Origin of the sequence: Paenibacillus sp. FSL R10-2734, assembly GCF_037963865.1 — a bacterium.
Classification (GTDB): Bacteria; Bacillota; Bacilli; order Paenibacillales; family Paenibacillaceae; genus Paenibacillus_AQ.
Window position 1 is genome coordinate 611,554 of sequence record NZ_CP150170.1, and the last position, 20,180, is coordinate 631,733.

The window sequence follows — 20,180 nt, forward strand, 5'->3', positions numbered from 1 at the left end:
ATATGAATAGGTGGATATTGGAGACTACTACTTCCGATGATGTTGTAAAAGATGCTTTGCGTTTTAAAGATAAGGTGTGGAATTGGTTTACCGATGCTGATATGTGGGCCAATGTCTTATTCGCGGGTCTGCGAATTCTTATTATTTTCCTCTTAACCAGGGTCATCATTAAAATTGTTTCTAATATTATTGATCGTTCGCTTGAGCGTAAAACCGGTGGCAGAATTCTCTCTAACACACGAAGGTTTACCACGGTAGGGGAATTGATGAAAAATGTAGTAACGGTTATCTGTAATTTTGTGATGATCATGATTGTTCTTTCAGAGTTTCACTTTGATTTGGCACCTTTGTTGGCTGGAGCGGGTGTGCTTGGTTTAGCGGTAGGTTTTGGGGCACAAAGTCTGGTGAAGGATGTTATTACCGGCTTCTTCATTATTTTGGAGGATCAATTTGCAGTGGGTGATGTGATTCAGACAGGTACTTATAAAGGAACTGTAGAATTAATCGGATTGCGAACAACAAGACTTCTTAGTGCTACCGGTGAGGTGTTTATTATCCCGAATGGCTTAATTACGAACGTGACCAACTATTCGCTTTCCAATGCTTTGGCTGTAGTTGATGTTCCGGTGAAAATGGAGCGCAGCTTAGAGGCTACACTTGGATTAATCGGAGAGGCGTTAAAAGGAATAGAAGATCGTAACTCCAATGTGCTTGCTTACCCTAATGTGCTCGGTATACAGTCCATGAGTACCTCGGAATATGTGATTCGTATAGCGGCCAGCTGTGCTCCTAATGCAAGAGATGCAGCGGAAAGACAAATTCAAAATGACATAAAACAGGCATTAGAGAAACAGAGCATGTTGGAACAGGCTCAAGCTGAAGAGGAAGCGCGTAAGAAAGCAGAAGCAGAGGCGAAGGCTGAAATAGATCTTATAAAGACAGAAAATGCACTGGAAGTGACAGAGTCGCCAAACACTAGATCAAGACGGCAAATCGCAGCTACACAAGAAGGAGAAGAGGGGGAAGAATAGTGGAACGTAAAGTTTTTCAGCTTGGCGATGTAGTGCAGATGAAGAAGCAGCATCCTTGTGGATCTAATGAAATGGAAATTATTCGCATGGGGATGGATATCCGAATTAAATGTACAGGCTGTCAGCATAGTGTTCTAATTCCCCGTGCTAAATTCGAGAAGAATATGAAGAAGGTACTGCGCTCTACGCAGGGAAATACAGACAATAATTAAGCTTGCAAATGGCATGTCTGCATGATACAATTATTTTTGCTGCGGAGAGGTACCCAAGAGGCCCAAGGGGGCTGACTCGAAATCAGTTAGGCGTGTCACAGCGTGCGTGGGTTCGAATCCCACCCTCTCCGCCACTTCAGCATATATAACTTTTAATGAATCCTTCGTTCTTGTAACGGAGGTTTTTTTGTGTCTGAAATAGCCGCTGTGAATGAATCAATATATAACGCAAAAAGAAGGGCCCTTTCGGGTCCTTCTTCAGGAGGCAGTACATCAATGATGTTGGAATTTCTCTGTTATAGCGACTAAAGTGATTTAGGCGTTGCTGAGGTTAATGCTTCTTTACGGCAATAACCAACTACTCTTCCCAGCTTACAATAGATGCTGAATCAGAACTCCTGTGATTGTGTTCGTCTACGACGGCCAACGGAACCACACCTCTCTTTTGTACTGCCTGAGAATAGTATGTGCATTGTCGATTTTTTTATACACATTTATTTTTTTTATTAATGTACACGTGCCTTTTCAACCTTTTTCCACTTTCGATTTTTGTTGGTGGTCTCTGGGAAGGTGTCCCCTTTTTCCATCTTGATGTGCTGTGGATTCGAAATTTCAGTATGGAAGCTTCGCGCTTCGCCTACCTCTGTGTACATGCCCGGATTGGGGGCTTTGTCGCCTTCTTCATATTCCGTCTTCTCACCCATCATTATTCCTCCTTTTTTAGTGTAGATGAATTCGCTAATTATTGTGTGCAGGTAGTGATTTTTTCATGTAAAAAGCGGGTGAAGGATTGTCCAGTATTAATATTGCTTGCACTCTGCTGCCCAATTTGGTATATTAATCAGGTGCGAGTCTATGTTTGTGCTCGTTCCTTGCTCCTGACGTGATTAGGGGCCTCAGACCATAAGGAGGTGAAAATTATGCGCAAATATGAAGTGATGTACATTATTCGTCCTGACATTGAACAAGAAGCCGTTCAAGCAGCAGTCGATAAATTCCAAGGCATCATCTCCAATGGCGGGGAAATTACAAAGCACGAAGTGCAAGGTAAACGCCGTCTTGCGTATGAGATCAAGAAATTCCGTGATGGCGTTTATGTTTTGGTTAACTTCAATGCAGAACCTGCAGTAGTTACTGAATTAGAACGTCTTATGAAGATTTCTGACGAAGTTATTCGTTATCTCATTACGAACGACGTTGCTTAAGATCTTGACAAGCTTTGTAATGAATCGCTCTAAAGGAGGGGACCAGAATTGTTGAACCGTATCATTTTGATCGGACGGTTGACCCGTGACCCGGAACTTCGTTATACTCCCGCTGGTGTTGCCGTAACGCAATTTACGCTAGCCGTAGATCGTAACTTTACGGGCCAGAACGGTGAACGTGAGGCAGACTTCATCCCGGTTGTTACCTGGAGACAGCTAGCAGAAACCTGTGCCAATTATTTGCGCAAAGGTCGTCTGACAGCAGTGGAAGGACGCATCCAAGTGCGGAATTATGAGAATAACGAAGGCAAACGTGTATACGTAACTGAAGTTATTGCTGATAATGTTCGTTTCCTGGAATCTTCACAGAGCCGTGAAGGTGGAAATACTTCAAGTGGTGCAAGTAGTATGCCTGAAGAGCCAGCATATGGTGGCGGTGGTAACGCTGGACGCGGAAATAACAACAATAATTTCTCGCGTAACAACAATACTCAAGATCCTTTTTCGGGCGATGGTAAACCGATTGATATATCGGATGATGATTTGCCATTTTAATTAGGAAGGACTGAAAAGAATATGGCTTTTAAACCAAGAGAAGGCGCTGACAACGACAAAAGACCAGCACGTCGTGGTGGACGCAATAAGCGTAAAAAAGTTTGCTTTTTCACTGTGAACAAGATTACTCACATTGATTATAAAGATACCGAACTTCTTAAGAAGTTCATCAGCGAACGTGGTAAGATTTTGCCACGTCGTGTAACAGGTACTAGTGCAAAATACCAACGCGCTCTTACCATTGCTGTAAAACGCTCGCGTCAAATCGCGTTGCTTCCTTACACAACGGAATAGGACGTTTTATAAAAGCAGTCGGGAAACCGGCTGCTTTTTTTGTTATAGAAAAGGAAGTACAGTTGGATGGGCGAGCATGAGCGCTAGTCATTTGGGTGTTTTACCGTTTGACGCCAGATCTATAATGTGTTAAATTACAGCTATCCTATAACTAAAGGGGAAATTTTGATGTTGGTGACCGTTCTTAACTAGCAATTTCATAACACTTGATTAGGAAGGCTTTAGCAGGCTCGTTTTAAGGCGATTACGTGCTCTATTTGAGTTCGTATTACGCAGCAGTCTGTTGTTCCTTACGGGTGGATGATTTAGTTAAGAACACACGAAGCGTCAAATGGCCTCTTTACGGCTGTTGTTCTCTTTGTAATTAACCGTGCTCTTAAGCACGGTTTTTTTGTTTTTCGGCACCTGCTTTCATTACAGGGGTCTTAGAACGATAAGGGGACATAAGCATGAAAAAGAAGGGCAAGGACTGCCATAGTGGCATTCTTTGCCCTTCTTTGCGTTAGGAAGAAATAGGTACAAACCATAATAGAGATTTGAAGGAGGATTAACTGTGAACTTACAAAGTCTGAACACACTGGAATACGAGATCATTAAAACCGAACTTGGGCGTCACGCAGTATCTTATGTGGGGAAGAATGCTGTAGAAGAGCTTATGCCGATGACAAGTTTGCCGATGATTCAAAGAGCTATGGAGGAAACTTCTGAAGCTAAAGAACTGCTGGAACGAGGATCAAGCATACCTATTCCTTCATTAGAAGGCATTGAGTGGATCATGTCATTAATGGGAACTGGATATTTGTACAGTGAACAAGACTTCACTGCGGTTGCTACATTTCTTAAGAGCTGTAGTCAACTGCGCAAGTATATGGCCTCTAAAGAACAAAGTGCTCCACAGATTGCTGCATATGCCTCTTCGCTGCTGGAATTAAATCATGTGAGGGAAGCTATTGATCGCTGCATTCGTTTTGGTGCGATTGATGATGGGGCTAGTAAGGGGCTAGAGAGGGTTCGTAAACGGATAGGGGTGGCTAAAGAACGTCTTCATAAAAAAATCGAGGGGATAATGTCACGCCATCAATCGATTCTACAGGAGAATATTTATAGTCAGCGAGGTGGACGTTACGTTATTCCAGTAAAACGGGAATATCATAAGCAAATAAAGGGATCAGTGCTGGATCAATCCACTAGTGGACAGACGGTGTTTATCGAACCTGACGAGATTGCCGCCCTCCAGATTGAGCTTGATTTGCTATTAGGAGAAGAGGCGCGAGAAGAAGCTGTAATCCTCAGCATGCTTACGAGCTTGGTAGAACAGGAGCAGACTGCACTACGCCTTAATATTGAGGTTACGGGTACGTATGATTTCATTTTTGCCAAAGCTAAATATGCACGAACACTCGGAGCAACTGCTGTTACTTTGAATAATAGAGGTTTTCTAAGGATGAACGGAGGCAGACATCCTATGCTGAAGGGCATGATTCCGATCAGTCTGGAGATTGGTAAGGGCTATAAATCCCTTATCATTACAGGCCCGAATACGGGCGGGAAAACGGTGGTTCTCAAGACACTGGGGCTGCTGACAATCATGGCTCAATCTGGACTGTTGATTCCGGTCGAGGAGGGGAGCGAGTTTACTGTTTTTACGGATGTGATTAGTGTAATCGGTGACGGACAAAGTCTGGCACAATCACTTAGTACGTTCTCGGCGCAAATGAAGAGTATTGAGGGAATGCTGAGAGATGCTTCTAAAGGGGTGTTGCTGCTCATTGACGAGCTGGCGGCTGGTACTGACCCAGGAGAAGGTATAGCGCTCTCTATCGCGATTCTAGAAGAACTGAGCCGTAAAGGGGCAAATATTATTGTTACCACACATTTTAATGAGCTAAAAGCTTTTGCAGCCGCAACGACTGGCTTTCAAAACGCACGCATGGAGTTCGATAAAGAGACTTTGCAGCCGTTATACCGCCTTACTATAGGGGAAGCGGGGGAGAGTTATGCATTGCAAATCGCTAAGAAGCTGGGTATTCAGGAAGATGTTATAAAGCGATCGTGGCAGATTGTAGAGGCTCAGCAGCAAAAGCTGCAGAAAGGTAGCGGCGAGGCATGGGGAAGTATTTTTAGCAAAGATGGAGATCAAGGGAATGCTGCACTTACAGCAGAGGAACATGAGAACAAAGAAGAAGAGGCTACTGAATCCATCCGCAGCAAGGAGAAGCTGCCCTCATTTGAAATTGGTGATGCTGTCGTTGTAACTTCACTGGGGCGGATAGGAGTCGTATATGAGAAGAAAGATAACTTAGGAATGGTCGGAGTGATGATCCAAAAGCAAAAAATGAAAATTAACCATAAGCGATTGAAGCCTTACCTTTCAAAAGAAGAGCTGTATCCGGAGGAATATGACTTTGATATTATTTTTGAGAGTAAGGATACTCGTAAAAAGCGAAAATTGATGCAGCGTAAACATGTTGAAGGTCTGAAGATCACGTATAAGGATAATGAATAAATTCGATGAGATCTGTCCATGAGGCAGGTCTTTTTTTTAGATATAACGAATTATGTGAATTTCAAGCAGGAGTAAAGACCTAGAGCTTAGAAGTTATTGTAACCACCTTAAAACTTTGTTACAGTGGAAATGTTTATATTCCATAGCTTATATGTCGATATATGTTCAACTAGAGAAGGGAAGAAACACATGTATAATAAGAAAATGTGCAGGTTGTTGCTTACGCTGTTCGTGATGGCTACCCTATTGTCAGCATGTAGTAGAGCAACTTCCAGTAATAATTCATTATCTTTACAACATAATTTGGTGGACAATAAGCCACAGGCTGGTGGAGTAGTTACTTATGGATTCTCCTCACCATTTATAGGCCTCTTTGAGCCTGCTTTTTATGAGGGTGAAGATGATTTTCATGTGCTGGAGTTTATTACTGAGCCGATGATTACTGTAAATGATGAATTATTAACGGTCCCTAATATCGCCTCTTGGCAGGAATCTGACGATCATAAAGTATTTACCTTTAAAATCAAACCGGGAATCCGTTGGCATAACGGTGATGAGTTAACGGTGGAGGATTGGAAATTTGCGATTGAGACTATCGCTAGTCCAGATTATACGGGTTCACGTTATTATAGTGTTGAAATGATTCAGGGTGCAGAGGCCTATCATAAGGGAGAAGCGAAGGCTATATCAGGCCTGAAGGTTATAGATCCTTATACTTTAAGAATAACGGTAACTGCTGCACGGGTAAATACAATCGATAATCTGTGGCCTTATCCAATGAATAAAAGATACTATACTGGAGTCGCCGTTAAAGATATGCCTCAGAGTGACCAGATGCGAAAATCCCCTATTGGTATTGGCCCCTTTGAAGTTGAACATATTCAGCCTGGTGATAAGGTAGAAATGAAACGTTTTGACCAATACTATAAAGGCAAGGCGCTATTGGATGGCATACTGTATAAGGCATTTGACGACAAGGAAGTGGCCAAACGATTTAAGCAAGGCGAAATTGATATAGAGGCAGCCCCTCGCGATGCTTATGATGACCTAAATAAACTGGAGAATGTAAACATTCTGCAAATCGCTGAGCTTGGCTATGAATATATAGGTTTTAAATTCGGACATTGGGATACGAAAACCGAGAAAATCGTAATGGATAATCCTAAATTTGAGGACAAAAGATTACGCCAAGCTATGTACTATGCTTTAGATCGTGAAGGGATCATTAAAACATATTCCTACGGTTTAGCCGAGCCTATAGAGACTCCAATATCTAGTACAAGCTGGGCGAAGATCCCTGATACTGAGATTAACGCTTATCCATATAATCCTGATAAGGCCAAGGAACTGCTTGATGAAGCTGGGTTTCTGGATCTTGACGGTGATGGATTACGGGAAGACCCAAAGGGCCAGAAGCTGACGATTCATTTTGATTCTATGATGGGGAGTCAAAACTCAGAGCTACGTACGGAGGTTATTCTAGGAGATTGGCGTGATGTTGGTCTCGACGTGCAGCTAAACGGTGGAGCATTAAAGGATTTCGATACCTTCTACGATGCTGTGGAATCTGACGATCCGTCTATCGAACTATTTTACGGAGTATGGGGGCTTGCGAGTGATCCTGATCCAACGGGTCTGTGGAGAGAAAATGATCTGTGGAACTACCCACGTTGGTCCTCGGAGCGAAATGAAGAGTTGATTCGTGAAGGCGTAAGTATGAAGGCATACGATAGGGAATATCGTAAAGAGATCTATTATGAGTGGCAGAAGCTGGTCAATGAAGAGGTACCAATGATCTTTTTTGCTGAAAGGAAAACCATTATCCCTGTAAATAAGCGTCTACAAGGCGTTCGTGTGAATTCTATAAGTACGATTATTGACCCTTATAAATGGTGGATTAAGGAAGAGGACGAAAAATAAAATAAAAATATTTTGTGAAAAGTGAAATCAAATGCTAGTTTCATTCGTCATATATAGTATGGAGGATGACAACGATGAAGAGACGGATAGTAGTGTGGTCAATTGCAGCAGTTTTAGTCGTTGTTTTGATTGCCGTGTGGAGGCCAAGTGAGCTTGGTTTTAAACCTAATATTGACGCGGAATCAGCAGTACTTCTCGATATGGATAGTGGAGATATATGGGTGGATATAAATGGCGATGTACCCATGCCACCGGCCAGTGTGTCTAAATTAATGACCGAAATGATCGTGCTGGATCAGATCTCCTCCGGAATGCTTAAATGGGAGGATAAAGTTCCAATTAGTGCGTACGCGAGTCAAATGGGTGGCACCAATCTTTCTTTGAAGCGGGGAGAATTTTATACCATAAGAGAATTATTTGAAGGAATCGCCATATATTCTGCCAACGACGCTGCTGTTGCATTGGCAGAATATATGGCTGGTTCAGAGGCTTCTTTTGTGCTAATGATGAACGACAAGGCACGCAGTCTCGGCTTATCGTCCAGCACAATATTTACTAACGCAACGGGACTATCAGGCAAGGATCTTGGCTTCATTCGTCCAAATATGCATATTAGCGGTGAGACAATGATGACAGCTCGAGATACCGCCAAATTGGCTGCCGCACTAATCTATCATCATCCGGATATTCTGAATATTTCTAGCCGTACACAAATGCATTTGAAGGATAAAGGTCTATATGTAAGTAACAGCAATTATATGCTTCCAGCTATGGGCGGTATTTACGCTTATGAGGGTACAGATGGTTTGAAGACTGGGCATGATAATCAGGCGGGATTCTGCATTGCAGGCTCGGCTCAGCGGGATGGTCATAGGCTTATTGCTGTCGTTATGGGGGCAAAAACTTATGAGAGCCGATTTGAAGGTGCAGCAAAATTGTTTGATTATGGATTTTTCCGCGGTTTACAATACGGAGATAGGGTTAAACATATGTTACAGCCGCTCGGAATTGGGAACTAAAGTTGGAGCGCCATACCAGTATTTATTACTTGGTTTGGTGCTTTTTCCCTATTCATGTCGTTATTTGTTGTTTCTTTTTATCCATTTAGTGATTACAATAGAAATATTGTTTTAGTTCACTTTTTTTTAGGACCGCCAAAAACTTTTTTTCTATAATTTTGAATGACCTGAATTTCCTGAAAGGGGGGACAATAAGATAATGGAATAGGGACAGCCGATCGCCGTGAGAAATAAAGTCATGACTGCCTGATAAAGATCAGGAAGCATTATATATATGGCAAGCAATTATTCTACAATAAAGAAGGAATCAAAAATGAAGAAATCAAAGATGAAAAAAATAAAGAAAAGATACATTGCACTCATTGTTCTTGTCGTTGTTATAGCGGGAGGATTTCTGTTTCGAAATTCCTTGGCGGTATTAGCTTTCGACCTCTTTTTGTCTGATCGGGTTGAAAGTAAGCTGAAGGAAGAATCTTACCAGCCGCTTAAGGATGAGAACAAGGTTAAGCCAGAGCCCGTTGTTTACAAGAGTGATCCGTTCTCAATTATGCTCCTGGGTACCGATCAACGCGATAATGAAACGGCACGTTCAGATACGATGATGTACGCTGTTGTTCGCCCTGAGGATTATAAGATCCTGCTTATCTCTATTCCGCGTGATACGTATACGGAAATTATAGGTCATAAGGATAATAAAAAGGATAAAATAACACATGCCTATGCTTTCGGGGGGCAACAAATGGCCAAGGATTCCCTAGAAGCGCTGCTCGGTCATGATATTCAATATTATGCCACGATTAATTTCAAAGGGCTCAAGGATGCTGTAGATGCTATTGGAGGCGTTCCGCTGCCAATTAATAAAGACATTGTGAACAAGGGCAAGGATCACGAAAAGTTTACAATTAAAGCGGGAAAGTCGCTTTATAACGGGCAAGAAGCACTTAACTACACGCGTTATCGTGAGGATAGTGACTTTAACCGTACCAAGCGTCAACAGGTTTTTATTGATGTTGTAGCTAATAAAATGTTATCGATTAGCCAAATCGGTAATATTCCGAAGTTGCTGGATATTATGGGGGATAATTTCAAAACCGATATAGAGCCTTCTATGATCATTAGTTTGGCCAAAAAATTCATGACCGGAAAAGACATGGATATCTCAAGCTTCACAGTTATGGGTGAAGGTAAACGTATGGATGGAATTTATTACGATATCGTCGATGAAGAGGATCTGAGTGAAGCTAAGGCGATGATTGACAACTGGATGAATGCAGCAACACCTGTAGATCAACTAATTGAGCCAGGAAAAGCAAGTAGTGCACTGGAACCTAAATCAACAGCAGTTACGCAATAATTCTAAAGTGGAATCTAAACTCATATAAATAATTGCAGCAGCCATTCACATTCTCATGGCTGCTGCTTACTGTCTTCATGCTATAATGTATTGGAACGATTATTAAGCTGCCACGTATAAATAATTTTGCATGGCAGGAAGTTAAGGAACCGTAATTCCTTCGGAACTCTTTGAGGAGGATCAAGAGATGAATATTGCATTTTTTTTACTTCCGAAACAGGAAGTCGCTTGCGTAACGATCGATTCAACGCTGCGCCAAACGCTGGAGAGGATGGAGTTTCACCGTTATACTGCCGTTCCTATTCTGAATCGAAATGGAGAATATGCTGGAACGGTTACAGAGGGGGATCTGCTCTGGTATATGAAGGAATCCGAGGGTAGAGTTACTTTTGAGAATGCTTCAAAATTCTTGCTTAAAGATTTACCGTTAAGGATGAATAACAGACCTGTCTCGATTGATGCGGATATGGAAGATCTGATTAACCTGGCTAAGGTACAGAACTTTGTACCTGTGGTCGATGATATGAACCGTTTTATTGGCATTGTTCGCCGGAGTCAAGTCATAGAATATTGTGAGAAATTTGTATCAAAACAATCACAAGAGTCATTATAGCCCAATTTATTCGCGGTAATAGAAGCAATCGGAACAAGGCCTGTATTTCCGGCGATAACGGAAAGCAGGTCTTTTTTAAAAATGTAAGAAGTATTAGATCATCCAATGTTGAAGCATACTTAAGGTGCGCGAGGCGGCCTTGTGTGACACGGAATTTTTTATGCTATAATGGAGAATAAAGCCTTTTTGCCGGAGGTAGAGAGACGTGTCCAATGTGCCGAAGGATTTGGATGTAGCTAAGCGCGCTAAGGTAATTGAATGGTTAAAAACGGAAGTGATTGACCAAGTTTCAAGGTTATTTAAAGCGTTATGGGAAGGAAGTACAACCCGTGTGGGCGACAGCCTGGCTAGTCTGATTATGAGCTCTTATATACTGGGCCGCAGACTAGGGATTCCCTATCGTCAATTAGATGACTTGCTACTCGAAAAGCTCAGAAAGCATAAGCAAGAAGGGCATCAATTGGAAGAATGGTATCAAGATATATCTGCTTTAGAAGAACATATGCGTAAGAGGTGAATACTGTTGAAATTTCGCTGGTCATCTGTGGCTTGGAGCGTAGCATACTTACTTCTGCTGCTTAGTTTAACGACTCCATTGCTCATCGTCACTACCCTATTTATGATTGTTCCGGCAGTAGTGTTATTCACTACGCTGAACACCAAACAATTCGTTCTACACGTATTGCCTGTGTTGCTGATTGTTGGTCTGATTACACCTATTTATGTACTGATTGCGGCGTATTTTTTAATACCTGCTCTGGTTATGGGACGTTGGTATAAAAGACATGCCTCAGCAATGTCTACCGTGATTGCAGGTACGGTTACGATCCTTGGAGAATTTCTGCTACTCTTACTACTCGGTACGGCGTTATTTAATTTTGATCTGTCTAACTATGTGAACGATGTGCTACAAATGGTTAACTCGCCTCTGTCTGATCTCGGCACCACTAATCCACTGTTTACTGACCTTGGGTTTACGACTGAAGATGTAAACAAGCTAAGTCATATGACGGTTCAAATGATCCCAATGACTCTAATCGTAAGCTCTTTCATAATGGCTGTCATTACGCATTCTATTGTTCGTCCGATTCTGAACAGTATGAATTACGCAGTGCCTAAGATGAAGCCTGCACGTGAGTGGAGACTTTCGAGATCGTTTATTTGGTATTATTTGATTGGCGTGGTTCTTCAGCTCTTCTTCTCAGGATCGGAGAATAATTACATCCTAATGATTTCTGCCAATCTGCTGCCGTTGCTACGAATTGGCTTTATGATTCAGGCAATAGGATTTTTCTTCTTCCTGGCACATGAACGCAAATGGAACAAGATGGTTGCCATTCTGCTAGCAATACCGGTTATTTTGCTACCGCCGCTACGCATTATCGGTATTATTGATCTTGCTTTCCCATTGCGGGCGTATGTGACGAAATCGAAACGATAGGGTGAGAGTTCATGCCTAAATTTCTGCAAAGACGCTGGCACGGCTATCATACCGTATGGGCGTTCATGCTGCTGTTGGCCCTTATTATAATTGTTAGTATTTATAACTGGGCTCTTGGGGTCGTTAGCCTGTTCCTGGCAGGTACATTATGCTTCTATATGCTGAAGACGGAGATTTTGTTCCGCCGTAATCTGGTGGAATATATTAATGGGTTAACTTTTCGTATTAAGCGGGTGGAGGGAGAAGCAGTTAGCATGCTGCCCCTCGGAATCATTCTGTTTAGCGAGGATCGAACAGTAGAATGGAATAACCGCTATGCCGGTGATGTTTTTGCACGTAAGTCTTTGGTTGGGGAACCGTTGCAGGAGTTACTGCCAGATATGCAGTCTTATTTTACGACGAATGCATCGGGAAAACGGGATATTCTCAAAGAAGGTGTATTGAATGACACTCGCCTTGAGCTCACTGTAGATGAACGATATTATCAAGCCGTCATTATTCCAAGTGAACGTATTCTTTACATGTATGATATCACTGAGCTAGTGGTGCTACGTGAGCGTTATGAGGATGAAAAGCTGGCGATCGGTATAGTGATGATGGATAATCTAGATGAGTCTGCTCAAGGAATGGATGATCAACAGCGTACTTCTCTGATTGCTAAGGTGGCGAGTGAGATCACCGAATGGAGTAAGCAGTTTGATGTTTACCTACGTCGTTTATCATCTGAACGATATCTAATGCTACTTAATCATCGTAGCCTACAAGCGCTGGAAGAAAGTCGATTCGTTATTCTCGACGAGATTAGGGAAATGACGGCGGATCTTAAGGTACCCATGACACTTAGTATTGGTATGGCATTTGGAGCGGATTCTGCAAGCGAGTTAGGTGCCTTAGCTCAATCCAGTTTGGATATGGCTCTCGGCCGAGGCGGAGATCAGGCTGCTGTAAAAGCAGGTCAGAGGTTATCTTTCTACGGCGGAAAGAGTAATGCCGCGGAAAAGCGCACGCGAGTGCGGGCACGAGTTATTGCGCATGCGCTACGTGATCTGATGCAGGAAAGCGACCGCGTGCTGATCCTCGGTCATCGGACACCAGATATCGATGCTGTTGGTGCTGCGATTGGACTTCTGAGGGCCGCACAAATGTATAATGTAGAGGCCAGCATTGTAATGGAAGCTCCTAATCCTTCCATAACGAACATGATGGAGCAGATTCGGAAAGATGATGAATTGTTTAAGTCATTCATCACAACGGAGCAGTCCTTACAAGTGATGACTGAGCATACACTGCTAATTGTTGTGGATACCCATAAGGCGTCTATGACAATGGAGCCGCGCCTTGTGCAATATGCCAGTAGAATTGTGGTGGTGGATCATCACCGTAGAGGTGAAGAGTTCATCAACGATGCTGTACTAGTCTATTTAGAGCCTTATGCTTCATCAACCTGTGAGCTGGTGACAGAGTTGCTTCAATATATCCATGAGAAGGTAAAGATTAGTCCGCTGGATGCTACAATGCTCTTAGCGGGAATTACTGTAGATACGAAGCACTTTGCGCTGCACACAGGCTCACGTACATTTGAAGCTGCAGGATTTCTGCGCCGAAATGGTGCGGACACCGTTCTTATTCAGCGTATGCTGAAGGAGGATTTACAGGAGTATATTTCAAAAGCCGAAATTATCAAACATGCACGTATGATCTATGATCAAATCGCATTGGTTGTGACGGCTCCAGGTATGAAAATTCCGCAGCTACTTATCGCTCAGACTGCAGATACGCTACTTGGGATGACGAACGTAGTCGCTTCATTCGTCATTAGCGAGCGACCAGACGGCCTGATTGGCATTAGTGCTCGATCACTTGGGCGCATGAATGTACAGGTCGTGATGGAGAAATTGGGTGGCGGTGGGCATCTATCGAACGCCGCGGTACAGCTAGAAGGAACATGTAAAGAAGCAGAAGCCAGACTGCTGCAGGTGCTGGCTGAAATCGAATCGAAAGAGGGTTTATTCGAATGAAAGTCATTTTCATAAAAGATGTTAAGGGTCAAGGTAAAAAAGGCCAGGTTAAAGAGGTATCCGAAGGTTATGCTGCCAACTTCCTGTTACCACGTGGATTAGTTCGTCCGGCAACGGAAGGCAATGTGAAGACGCTCGAGAACCAAGCAGCAGCTGAACAACGCCGTAAAGATAACGAAAAAGAAGAAGCTCAGCAACTGGGCAAGAAGATAGATGAACTTACATTGACTATGAAAGCAAAATCAGGTGAAGGCGGCCGTCTATTTGGTGCAATTACAAGCAAACAGATTGCTGAAACATTAGCTTCCACTCAAGGCATTTCCATCGATAAGCGTAAGATTGAGCTAGGTGAGCCGATTCGCCATTTGGGAGTGTTTCAAGTAAGTATAAAACTACACACTGAAGTAAAGGCTACCCTTAAGGTTCAGGTAACGGAGGAGTAACATGGGTGGAGATCTCTTTTTCGATCGGGTTCCCCCGCAGAATCTTGAGGCGGAGCAAGCGGTAATTGGTGCTGTTCTGTTGCAGGATGAAGCGCTCATTACTGCAATGGAGCGGGTGAATACCGAAGACTTCTACGATAAAGCGCATCAAATGATTTTTGAGGCGATGGTGCAGCTCGGAGAAGAGAGCCAGCCGATTGATCTTGTTACGCTTACTTCCAGACTGCAGGACAAGGGTGAGCTTGAGGATGTTGGTGGTGTCAGCTATTTAGCTAAGTTGGCGCATGCTGTACCTACTGCAGCTAACGTAGAATACTATGCGCAGATTATTGAAGAAAAGGCTATGCTACGCCGGTTGATCCGCACAGCAACGCAGATTGTGAGCGAGGGTTACACGGGTGGCGAAGATGTAGCCGATATGCTGAGTGATGCAGAGCGGCGAATTCTTGAAATCTCCAATCGGCGGAGCGGCAGTGGATTTATCGCGATCCGCGATGTATTGATGGAAGTGTTCGACAAGGTTGAACTACTTCATCAGAATAAGGATAAGGGCGGCATGTCAGGTATTCCAACGGGATTTGTGGATTTAGACCATATGACTAATGGATTCCAGCGCAATGACTTGATCATTGTTGCAGCCCGACCTTCTGTAGGTAAGACAGCATTCGCGCTAAATATTGCTCAGAATGTGGCAGTGCGTGCCAAAGAGACTGTTGCGATATTTAGTCTGGAAATGTCTGCGCCCCAGCTAGTACAGCGGATGATTTGTGCCGAAGCTAATCTGGATGCGAATACTATGCGTACCGGTGACTTCAAGAGTGATGATGATTGGTCGAAGCTGACTATGGGCATTCAGTCCCTATCAGAGGCGGAGATTTATATCGATGATACAGCAGGGATTACTGTAACGGATATTCGTGCGAAATGCCGGAGGCTCAAGAAGGAAAAGGGCCTAGGGATGATCGTCATTGACTACTTGCAGCTCATTCAGGGCCGCGGTAAAGGCGGGGAGAACCGTCAGCAGGAAGTATCGGATATATCCCGTACACTGAAGCAGATTGCCCGTGAATTGGACGTGCCGGTTATCGCCTTGTCGCAGCTTAGCCGGGGTGTGGAGCAGCGTCAAGATAAACGACCAATGATGAGTGACTTGCGTGAGTCCGGTTCTATCGAGCAGGATGCCGACATTGTTGCGTTCCTGTATCGTGATGATTATTACAATCAGGATACGGAGAAGAAGAATATCATTGAAATCATTATAGCCAAACAGCGTAATGGTCCCGTAGGTACGGTAGAGCTAGTCTTTCTTAAAAATTTTAACAAGTTCGTTAACTACGAGCGAGCACATGCAGAACCATTTGCTGGTTAACCTGACATGTATAATATCCGAACGATTGCACATTTCTTCGTGTAATCGTTCGTTTTATTTGACTTTGAAAAAAACGGCTGTTACACTGAGTATTGTCCTTTAGTGGGTAAATCCGCTTGGAGTCCGGAGGGCTACGTACATAAGAATGACGTACAGGGCCCATATTATGAAAAATAATGGTGCTGGCTAGCACCTACGGAGGAATGAACATGTCAACGGTAGTCGTCGTGGGAACACAATGGGGAGACGAAGGTAAAGGGAAAATCACTGACTTTCTAGCGGAAAGTGCAGATGTGGTTGCCCGTTATCAAGGGGGCAACAATGCCGGTCACACGATTCTGATTGACGGTGAGAAGTTTAAGCTCAGCTTGATCCCTTCTGGTGTATTTTATAAAGAAAAGACTTGTGTAATTGGTAACGGGATGGTTATTAATCCAGCTGCCTTGATCCAAGAAATTAATTATATTCATGAGAACGGCTTTGACACTAAGAACTTGGTGATCAGCGACCGTGCTCATGTTATTATGCCTTATCACATGTTACTGGATGCTTTGGAAGAAGACCGCAAGGGTCCAAACAAGATTGGTACAACACGTAAAGGTATCGGTCCATGTTACATGGATAAGGCCGCACGTAACGGTATTCGTATTGCTGACCTAATGGACGCTGAGGAATTCGAACTTAGACTCCGTCACTTGATGGAAGAGAAGAACCAAGTGATTACGCAGGTATATGGTGCAGAAGCTCTTAACGTTGAAGAAATTCTAACTCAGTATTTGGAATATGCAGAGATTCTGCGTCATTATGTGACAGATACTTCGGTCATTCTTAATGAAGCTATTGATGCTGACCGTAAAGTATTGTTTGAAGGTGCACAAGGGGTAATGCTTGATATCGATCAAGGTACGTATCCGTTCGTAACTTCTTCTAATCCATCTGCAGGTGGGGTATGCATAGGTTCTGGTGTTGGACCTTCCAAGATTAAACAGGTTATTGGGGTTGCTAAAGCCTACACCACTCGTGTTGGTGATGGCCCATTCCCTACAGAACTTAATGATGCCACTGGTGATTATATCCGTGAAACGGGCCATGAATATGGCACAGTAACGGGACGTGCTCGCCGTGTAGGTTGGTTCGACAGTGTTGTTGTAAGTCACGCTCGTCGTGTAAGTGGAATCACAGGCTTGTCACTTAACTCGCTGGATGTACTGAGTGGACTTGAGACTGTGAAGATCTGCACAGGCTACAAATACCGTGGTGAAGTAATTACGCATTACCCAGCTAGCCTTAAGATGCTGGCAGAGTGTGAAGCGGTATATGAGGAGCTTCCAGGTTGGAGCGAAGATATTACTTCTGCAAAGACATTGGACGATCTGCCAGCAAATACACGTAGATATGTTGAGCGTGTATCTGAGCTTACAGGGATTCCGATTGCCATCTTCTCAGTAGGCCGTAACCGTGAGCAGACGAATCAAGTAATGCCAATTTATATCTAACAACATAAACATATATAAGGGGCCTCGAGAGAGGTCTCTTTTTTATGTTTACTTTTAGTCGTATGTTTCCCGAAGCCGGTTCTAGTCAATACTGGGGTTATAGAAAAACATGGAAATAATCTACCAGATAGACTTGAACACAGGTGAGAGGAGAGACGAAGATGAAGATCGTGAAGCGTGCACTGGGAGTATGTCTAATTGCAGTCCTCGCAAGTACACTTTCAATTCTAACAACGGGCGTGGTTGTTAATGCTTATATTCAGTCGGTGCTGGCGAGCTTCGATATTAAAGTGGATAGTCCAGGTCCAGGCTTAGGTGGGATGATTAAGAGTATCGTAGGCATGGATAGCCCACCAGCTTCGAAGAAAGAAGAGACAATAAGCAGCACGGCAAACAAGGATAAAGATAACAATAAGGATGATATACCTACGAAAGACAAAGGAGAGCCTGTGGAGGAGAAAGTACCTGCGGATGCTTTACCGGTTATGGGCCAACCCTCAAATGAGTCTTCTACTAACGAAAGCCAGAGTGGAAGTTTAGAGGATCAGCAGCTGGTAATGACACCTGAGGCATTAGGTGACTTAAAAGATAATCTTCCTTCGGCGGAGAAGGTAAATATATTCAATATCCTGATGTCCAAACTACCGCAGGACGAGATGCAGAAAATCTCCACGGCTATGGAGGATGGACTAACGGAGGATGAGGTGAAGGATCTGCAAAAAGTCATTGCCAAATATGTTGATCCAGATGAATACGAGAGTATAATGAAAATGCTTACACCAACTACAGAAACACTGCATTAACAATAGTGATTGTCACTTTATAGACACAAGAAAAAGGTTAAAATTTCATATTTGCGCAAAAAACCCGCGTATTTCGTGGGTTTTTATGTGTGTACAAAGTTGAAATTTTTCGCTCAGCTATGGTACATTAGACAAGGATGCCAAAGGGTTAATTTTTTGTAACCACTTGTAACCTTTTTGAGGGTTCATTAGAAGCAGGAAATTAGAACTAGGATAAGCAGAAATATTCATGATCGTAATCCTATATAATCGAGATCGTACAACTAGCTTGGCCGCTCATCTCGGATGATAGAGTGGACTGAAAGGGAGAGTTTCATGAAGGGATTTAAGTTCATGCGCCGGATGGGGAAACTGCAGGATAGCCACAAAGCAGAATCCGGAGCAGATATTCAGCAGAGCCACAATTTCGATCAAGACTCCACACACTTTCATCAAGAAAAAGGTACTCGTAGATTCCGGCGCTCTTGGATTATGGGAGCTGTTGGCCTGGTACTTCTAACCACTGTGTTGATTGGTGCAGAGAAAAAGTATGTAGCAGCCAATACTGAAACCTACTATCAAGTGTTGGTGAAGGGTGAGGAGATCGGGAACCTTAACGATCAGGCACAGCTTAACCAGCTGTACGATAAGAAGCAAAAGGAATATCAGGACAAATATCCTGATCGAACGATGGTGCTTCAGACAGAAGGCATTATAATTAAAGAGCAGCAAGCGTACAAGCCGGAAGTTGATAGTGAAGCTACGCTTAATAAATTAGATGGTATGCTGAAGGCCTATGCTGTAGGTGTACAATTAATGGTAGATGGCAAGGCCGTGGGCATTGTTAAGGATCAAGAGACCGCAAATGCGGTACTTGAAGGGGTAAAGAATCATTATGTTCCACAAACTGAAGTAGCAACAGCGAGTAAGCTCACAAGAACGGCTGCCTCAAGTTCAAGTGCTGCGAAAGCGAAAGCACCTAAAAAAGTAGAGTCAGTAAAGATAAGTGAAGAGGTCTCTATTGTTCCTGTAAAAACAGATCCTAACAAAGTGTTGGATGTGGAGGAAGCGGTTAAGACACTCACCGAGGGCAAAGAAGCGCCACTTCTCTATACCGTTCAAGAGGGCGATACGATTTCGGGGATTGCCAAACGATTTGAAATTACACAAAAAGAGATTTATAGTAACAACCCTGATGTGAAAGAGCTAACGTTGAAGATTGGAGATACATTGAAGCTGAAGGTACCACAGCCTGATGTTACAGTTGTTACTGTGGAGCATGTATCAGAGCAGGTAGTTACTGAGCCTGAAGTGGTCGTGCGCAAAAGTGATCAGTTACCAGCAGGGAAAAGTAAGGTCGTTCGTCCAGGACAAACTGGCCTTAAAGAAATGCAGTATCGGTTAACGAAGAAAAATGGAATGGTCGTACAAGAAGAGTGGTTGGGTCAGACCGTTATAAAATCTTCGCTACCTGAAGTGGTTTATCGAGGAACGAAGGTTGTTGGTGAAGGAACAGGCATGTTCAGTTGGCCAGTAAGCGGAGCAACGCTTACTAGCAGTTTCGGAGAACGTTGGAGCCGTGCCCATAAGGGGATAGATATGGTGTCTGGCAACCGAACTATAAAATCTGCTGATGCCGGAACCGTAGTCTTCGCAGGTGTGAAGAGTGGTTACGGGAATGTGGTTATCGTGGATCATCGTAACGGTTACGAGACTTATTACGGTCACTTAAATAGCATCTCCGTTTCTACGGGACAGCGCTTGGAGCAAGGCGCCAAGATTGGCGTAATGGGCAACACTGGACGTTCGACGGGAACGCATTTGCATTTTGAAATTCGGAAGAATGGTACAGCTGTAAATCCGATGAAGTATCTGAGATAATTCATATGTTGTCATCAACTGCTCGAGATTACTCGAGCAGT

19 protein-coding genes and 1 tRNA gene are annotated in these 20,180 nt (G+C 43.4%); 19 read left to right on the plus strand and 1 reads right to left on the minus strand.

Translation table 11 applies throughout. The features are described from left to right. Window positions 1-2: 2 nt before the first annotated feature. The 3 genes from NSS67_RS02845 to NSS67_RS02855 all read left to right on the plus strand — a co-directional run bounded on the left by NSS67_RS02845 (window position 3) and on the right by NSS67_RS02855 (window position 1,377). Window positions 3-1,031 (plus strand): mechanosensitive ion channel family protein, encoded by a 1,029-nt coding sequence (locus NSS67_RS02845; RefSeq protein ID WP_339318210.1) that lies wholly within the window; start codon window positions 3-5, stop codon window positions 1,029-1,031. After that, window positions 1,031-1,243, plus strand: a complete 213-nt coding sequence (locus NSS67_RS02850; protein WP_339318211.1) for a DUF951 domain-containing protein — start codon at window positions 1,031-1,033, stop codon at window positions 1,241-1,243. Before NSS67_RS02845 ends, NSS67_RS02850 begins: the two co-directional genes overlap by 1 nt. Window positions 1,244-1,286: 43 nt before the next feature. Then, window positions 1,287-1,377, plus strand: a tRNA-Ser gene (locus NSS67_RS02855). A gap of 372 nt (window positions 1,378-1,749) precedes the next feature. Here NSS67_RS02855 and NSS67_RS02860 read toward each other — a convergent pair. Continuing rightward, a complete protein-coding gene (locus tag NSS67_RS02860) occupies window positions 1,750-1,947 on the minus strand; it encodes a YjzC family protein (protein ID WP_042131720.1) in 198 nt (65 codons plus the stop codon). Window positions 1,948-2,163: 216 nt separating this feature from the next. Between NSS67_RS02860 and rpsF the strand changes: the two genes are divergently transcribed. From rpsF to NSS67_RS02940, 16 genes are all read left to right on the plus strand, one after another. Then, window positions 2,164-2,448 (plus strand): 30S ribosomal protein S6, encoded by a 285-nt coding sequence (rpsF, locus tag NSS67_RS02865; RefSeq protein WP_036677776.1) that lies wholly within the window; start codon window positions 2,164-2,166, stop codon window positions 2,446-2,448. Window positions 2,449-2,496: 48 nt separating this feature from the next. Continuing rightward, entirely contained in the window at window positions 2,497-3,003 is a 507-nt protein-coding gene (gene ssb / locus NSS67_RS02870; protein ID WP_036677780.1) for a single-stranded DNA-binding protein, read from the plus strand. Between the two features lie 21 nt (window positions 3,004-3,024). Next, complete coding sequence (gene rpsR, locus NSS67_RS02875; protein WP_036651767.1) at window positions 3,025-3,297, plus strand: 30S ribosomal protein S18; 273 nt, start codon at window positions 3,025-3,027, stop codon at window positions 3,295-3,297. A 553-nt stretch (window positions 3,298-3,850) separates the two neighbouring features. Next, the gene (locus NSS67_RS02880) at window positions 3,851-5,803 is read left to right on the plus strand and encodes a DNA mismatch repair protein MutS (RefSeq protein WP_339318212.1); all 1,953 of its coding nucleotides are present in this window, start codon (window positions 3,851-3,853) and stop codon (window positions 5,801-5,803) included. A 189-nt stretch (window positions 5,804-5,992) separates the two neighbouring features. Next, window positions 5,993-7,723: an oligopeptide ABC transporter substrate-binding protein gene (gene opp4A / locus NSS67_RS02885; RefSeq protein ID WP_339318213.1), complete on the plus strand. Its 1,731-nt coding sequence runs from the start codon at window positions 5,993-5,995 to the stop codon at window positions 7,721-7,723. A gap of 74 nt (window positions 7,724-7,797) precedes the next feature. Beyond that, window positions 7,798-8,742 carry a D-alanyl-D-alanine carboxypeptidase family protein gene (locus NSS67_RS02890; RefSeq protein WP_339318214.1) on the plus strand — a complete coding sequence of 315 codons (945 nt, stop codon included), beginning with the start codon at window positions 7,798-7,800 and terminating at the stop codon, window positions 8,740-8,742. 313 nt (window positions 8,743-9,055) lie between these two features. Then, window positions 9,056-10,096, plus strand: a complete 1,041-nt coding sequence (locus tag NSS67_RS02895; protein WP_339318215.1) for an LCP family protein — start codon at window positions 9,056-9,058, stop codon at window positions 10,094-10,096. 187 nt (window positions 10,097-10,283) lie between these two features. Further along, window positions 10,284-10,709, plus strand: a complete 426-nt coding sequence (locus tag NSS67_RS02900) for a CBS domain-containing protein (protein WP_339318216.1) — start codon at window positions 10,284-10,286, stop codon at window positions 10,707-10,709. 214 nt (window positions 10,710-10,923) lie between these two features. Continuing rightward, on the plus strand, window positions 10,924-11,226 hold the full coding sequence (locus NSS67_RS02905; protein WP_170880353.1) for a MazG-like family protein: 303 nt from the start codon (window positions 10,924-10,926) through the stop codon (window positions 11,224-11,226). Between the two features lie 6 nt (window positions 11,227-11,232). Beyond that, window positions 11,233-12,150 carry a DUF2232 domain-containing protein gene (locus NSS67_RS02910; RefSeq protein WP_339318217.1) on the plus strand — a complete coding sequence of 306 codons (918 nt, stop codon included), beginning with the start codon at window positions 11,233-11,235 and terminating at the stop codon, window positions 12,148-12,150. Between the two features lie 11 nt (window positions 12,151-12,161). After that, on the plus strand, window positions 12,162-14,168 hold the full coding sequence (locus NSS67_RS02915; RefSeq protein WP_339318218.1) for a DHH family phosphoesterase: 2,007 nt from the start codon (window positions 12,162-12,164) through the stop codon (window positions 14,166-14,168). Next, window positions 14,165-14,611: a 50S ribosomal protein L9 gene (rplI, locus tag NSS67_RS02920; RefSeq protein WP_339318219.1), complete on the plus strand. Its 447-nt coding sequence runs from the start codon at window positions 14,165-14,167 to the stop codon at window positions 14,609-14,611. The genes NSS67_RS02915 and rplI overlap by 4 nt, the downstream gene beginning before the upstream one ends. 1 nt (window position 14,612) lies before the next feature. Next, window positions 14,613-15,980 carry a replicative DNA helicase gene (gene dnaB / locus NSS67_RS02925; RefSeq protein ID WP_339318220.1) on the plus strand — a complete coding sequence of 456 codons (1,368 nt, stop codon included), beginning with the start codon at window positions 14,613-14,615 and terminating at the stop codon, window positions 15,978-15,980. 209 nt (window positions 15,981-16,189) lie between these two features. After that, the gene (locus tag NSS67_RS02930) at window positions 16,190-17,476 is read left to right on the plus strand and encodes an adenylosuccinate synthase (protein WP_339320489.1); all 1,287 of its coding nucleotides are present in this window, start codon (window positions 16,190-16,192) and stop codon (window positions 17,474-17,476) included. Between the two features lie 161 nt (window positions 17,477-17,637). Continuing rightward, window positions 17,638-18,279 (plus strand): hypothetical protein, encoded by a 642-nt coding sequence (locus NSS67_RS02935; RefSeq protein WP_339318221.1) that lies wholly within the window; start codon window positions 17,638-17,640, stop codon window positions 18,277-18,279. 315 nt (window positions 18,280-18,594) lie between these two features. Continuing rightward, window positions 18,595-20,139, plus strand: coding sequence for a M23 family metallopeptidase (locus NSS67_RS02940; RefSeq protein WP_339318222.1), 1,545 nt, complete (start codon window positions 18,595-18,597; stop codon window positions 20,137-20,139). Window positions 20,140-20,180: the final 41 nt, after the last annotated feature.

Bases quoted from the DNA above. Each gene is read 5' to 3' on its own strand.
- NSS67_RS02930 (WP_339320489.1), top strand. From the start codon at position 16,190: ATGTCAACGGTAGTCGTCGTGGGAACACAATGGGGAGACGAAGGTAAA.
- NSS67_RS02895 (WP_339318215.1), top strand. From the start codon at position 9,056: ATGAAGAAATCAAAGATGAAAAAAATAAAGAAAAGATACATTGCACTC.
- rpsR (WP_036651767.1), top strand. From the start codon at position 3,025: ATGGCTTTTAAACCAAGAGAAGGCGCTGACAACGACAAAAGACCAGCA.
- rpsF (WP_036677776.1), top strand. From the start codon at position 2,164: ATGCGCAAATATGAAGTGATGTACATTATTCGTCCTGACATTGAACAA.
- NSS67_RS02890 (WP_339318214.1), top strand. From the start codon at position 7,798: ATGAAGAGACGGATAGTAGTGTGGTCAATTGCAGCAGTTTTAGTCGTT.
- rplI (WP_339318219.1), top strand. From the start codon at position 14,165: ATGAAAGTCATTTTCATAAAAGATGTTAAGGGTCAAGGTAAAAAAGGC.
- NSS67_RS02900 (WP_339318216.1), top strand. From the start codon at position 10,284: ATGAATATTGCATTTTTTTTACTTCCGAAACAGGAAGTCGCTTGCGTA.
- NSS67_RS02915 (WP_339318218.1), top strand. From the start codon at position 12,162: ATGCCTAAATTTCTGCAAAGACGCTGGCACGGCTATCATACCGTATGG.
- NSS67_RS02845 (WP_339318210.1), top strand. From the start codon at position 3: ATGAATAGGTGGATATTGGAGACTACTACTTCCGATGATGTTGTAAAA.
- NSS67_RS02860 (WP_042131720.1), bottom strand. From the start codon at position 1,947: ATGGGTGAGAAGACGGAATATGAAGAAGGCGACAAAGCCCCCAATCCG.
- opp4A (WP_339318213.1), top strand. From the start codon at position 5,993: ATGTATAATAAGAAAATGTGCAGGTTGTTGCTTACGCTGTTCGTGATG.
- NSS67_RS02940 (WP_339318222.1), top strand. From the start codon at position 18,595: ATGAAGGGATTTAAGTTCATGCGCCGGATGGGGAAACTGCAGGATAGC.
- dnaB (WP_339318220.1), top strand. From the start codon at position 14,613: ATGGGTGGAGATCTCTTTTTCGATCGGGTTCCCCCGCAGAATCTTGAG.
- NSS67_RS02935 (WP_339318221.1), top strand. From the start codon at position 17,638: ATGAAGATCGTGAAGCGTGCACTGGGAGTATGTCTAATTGCAGTCCTC.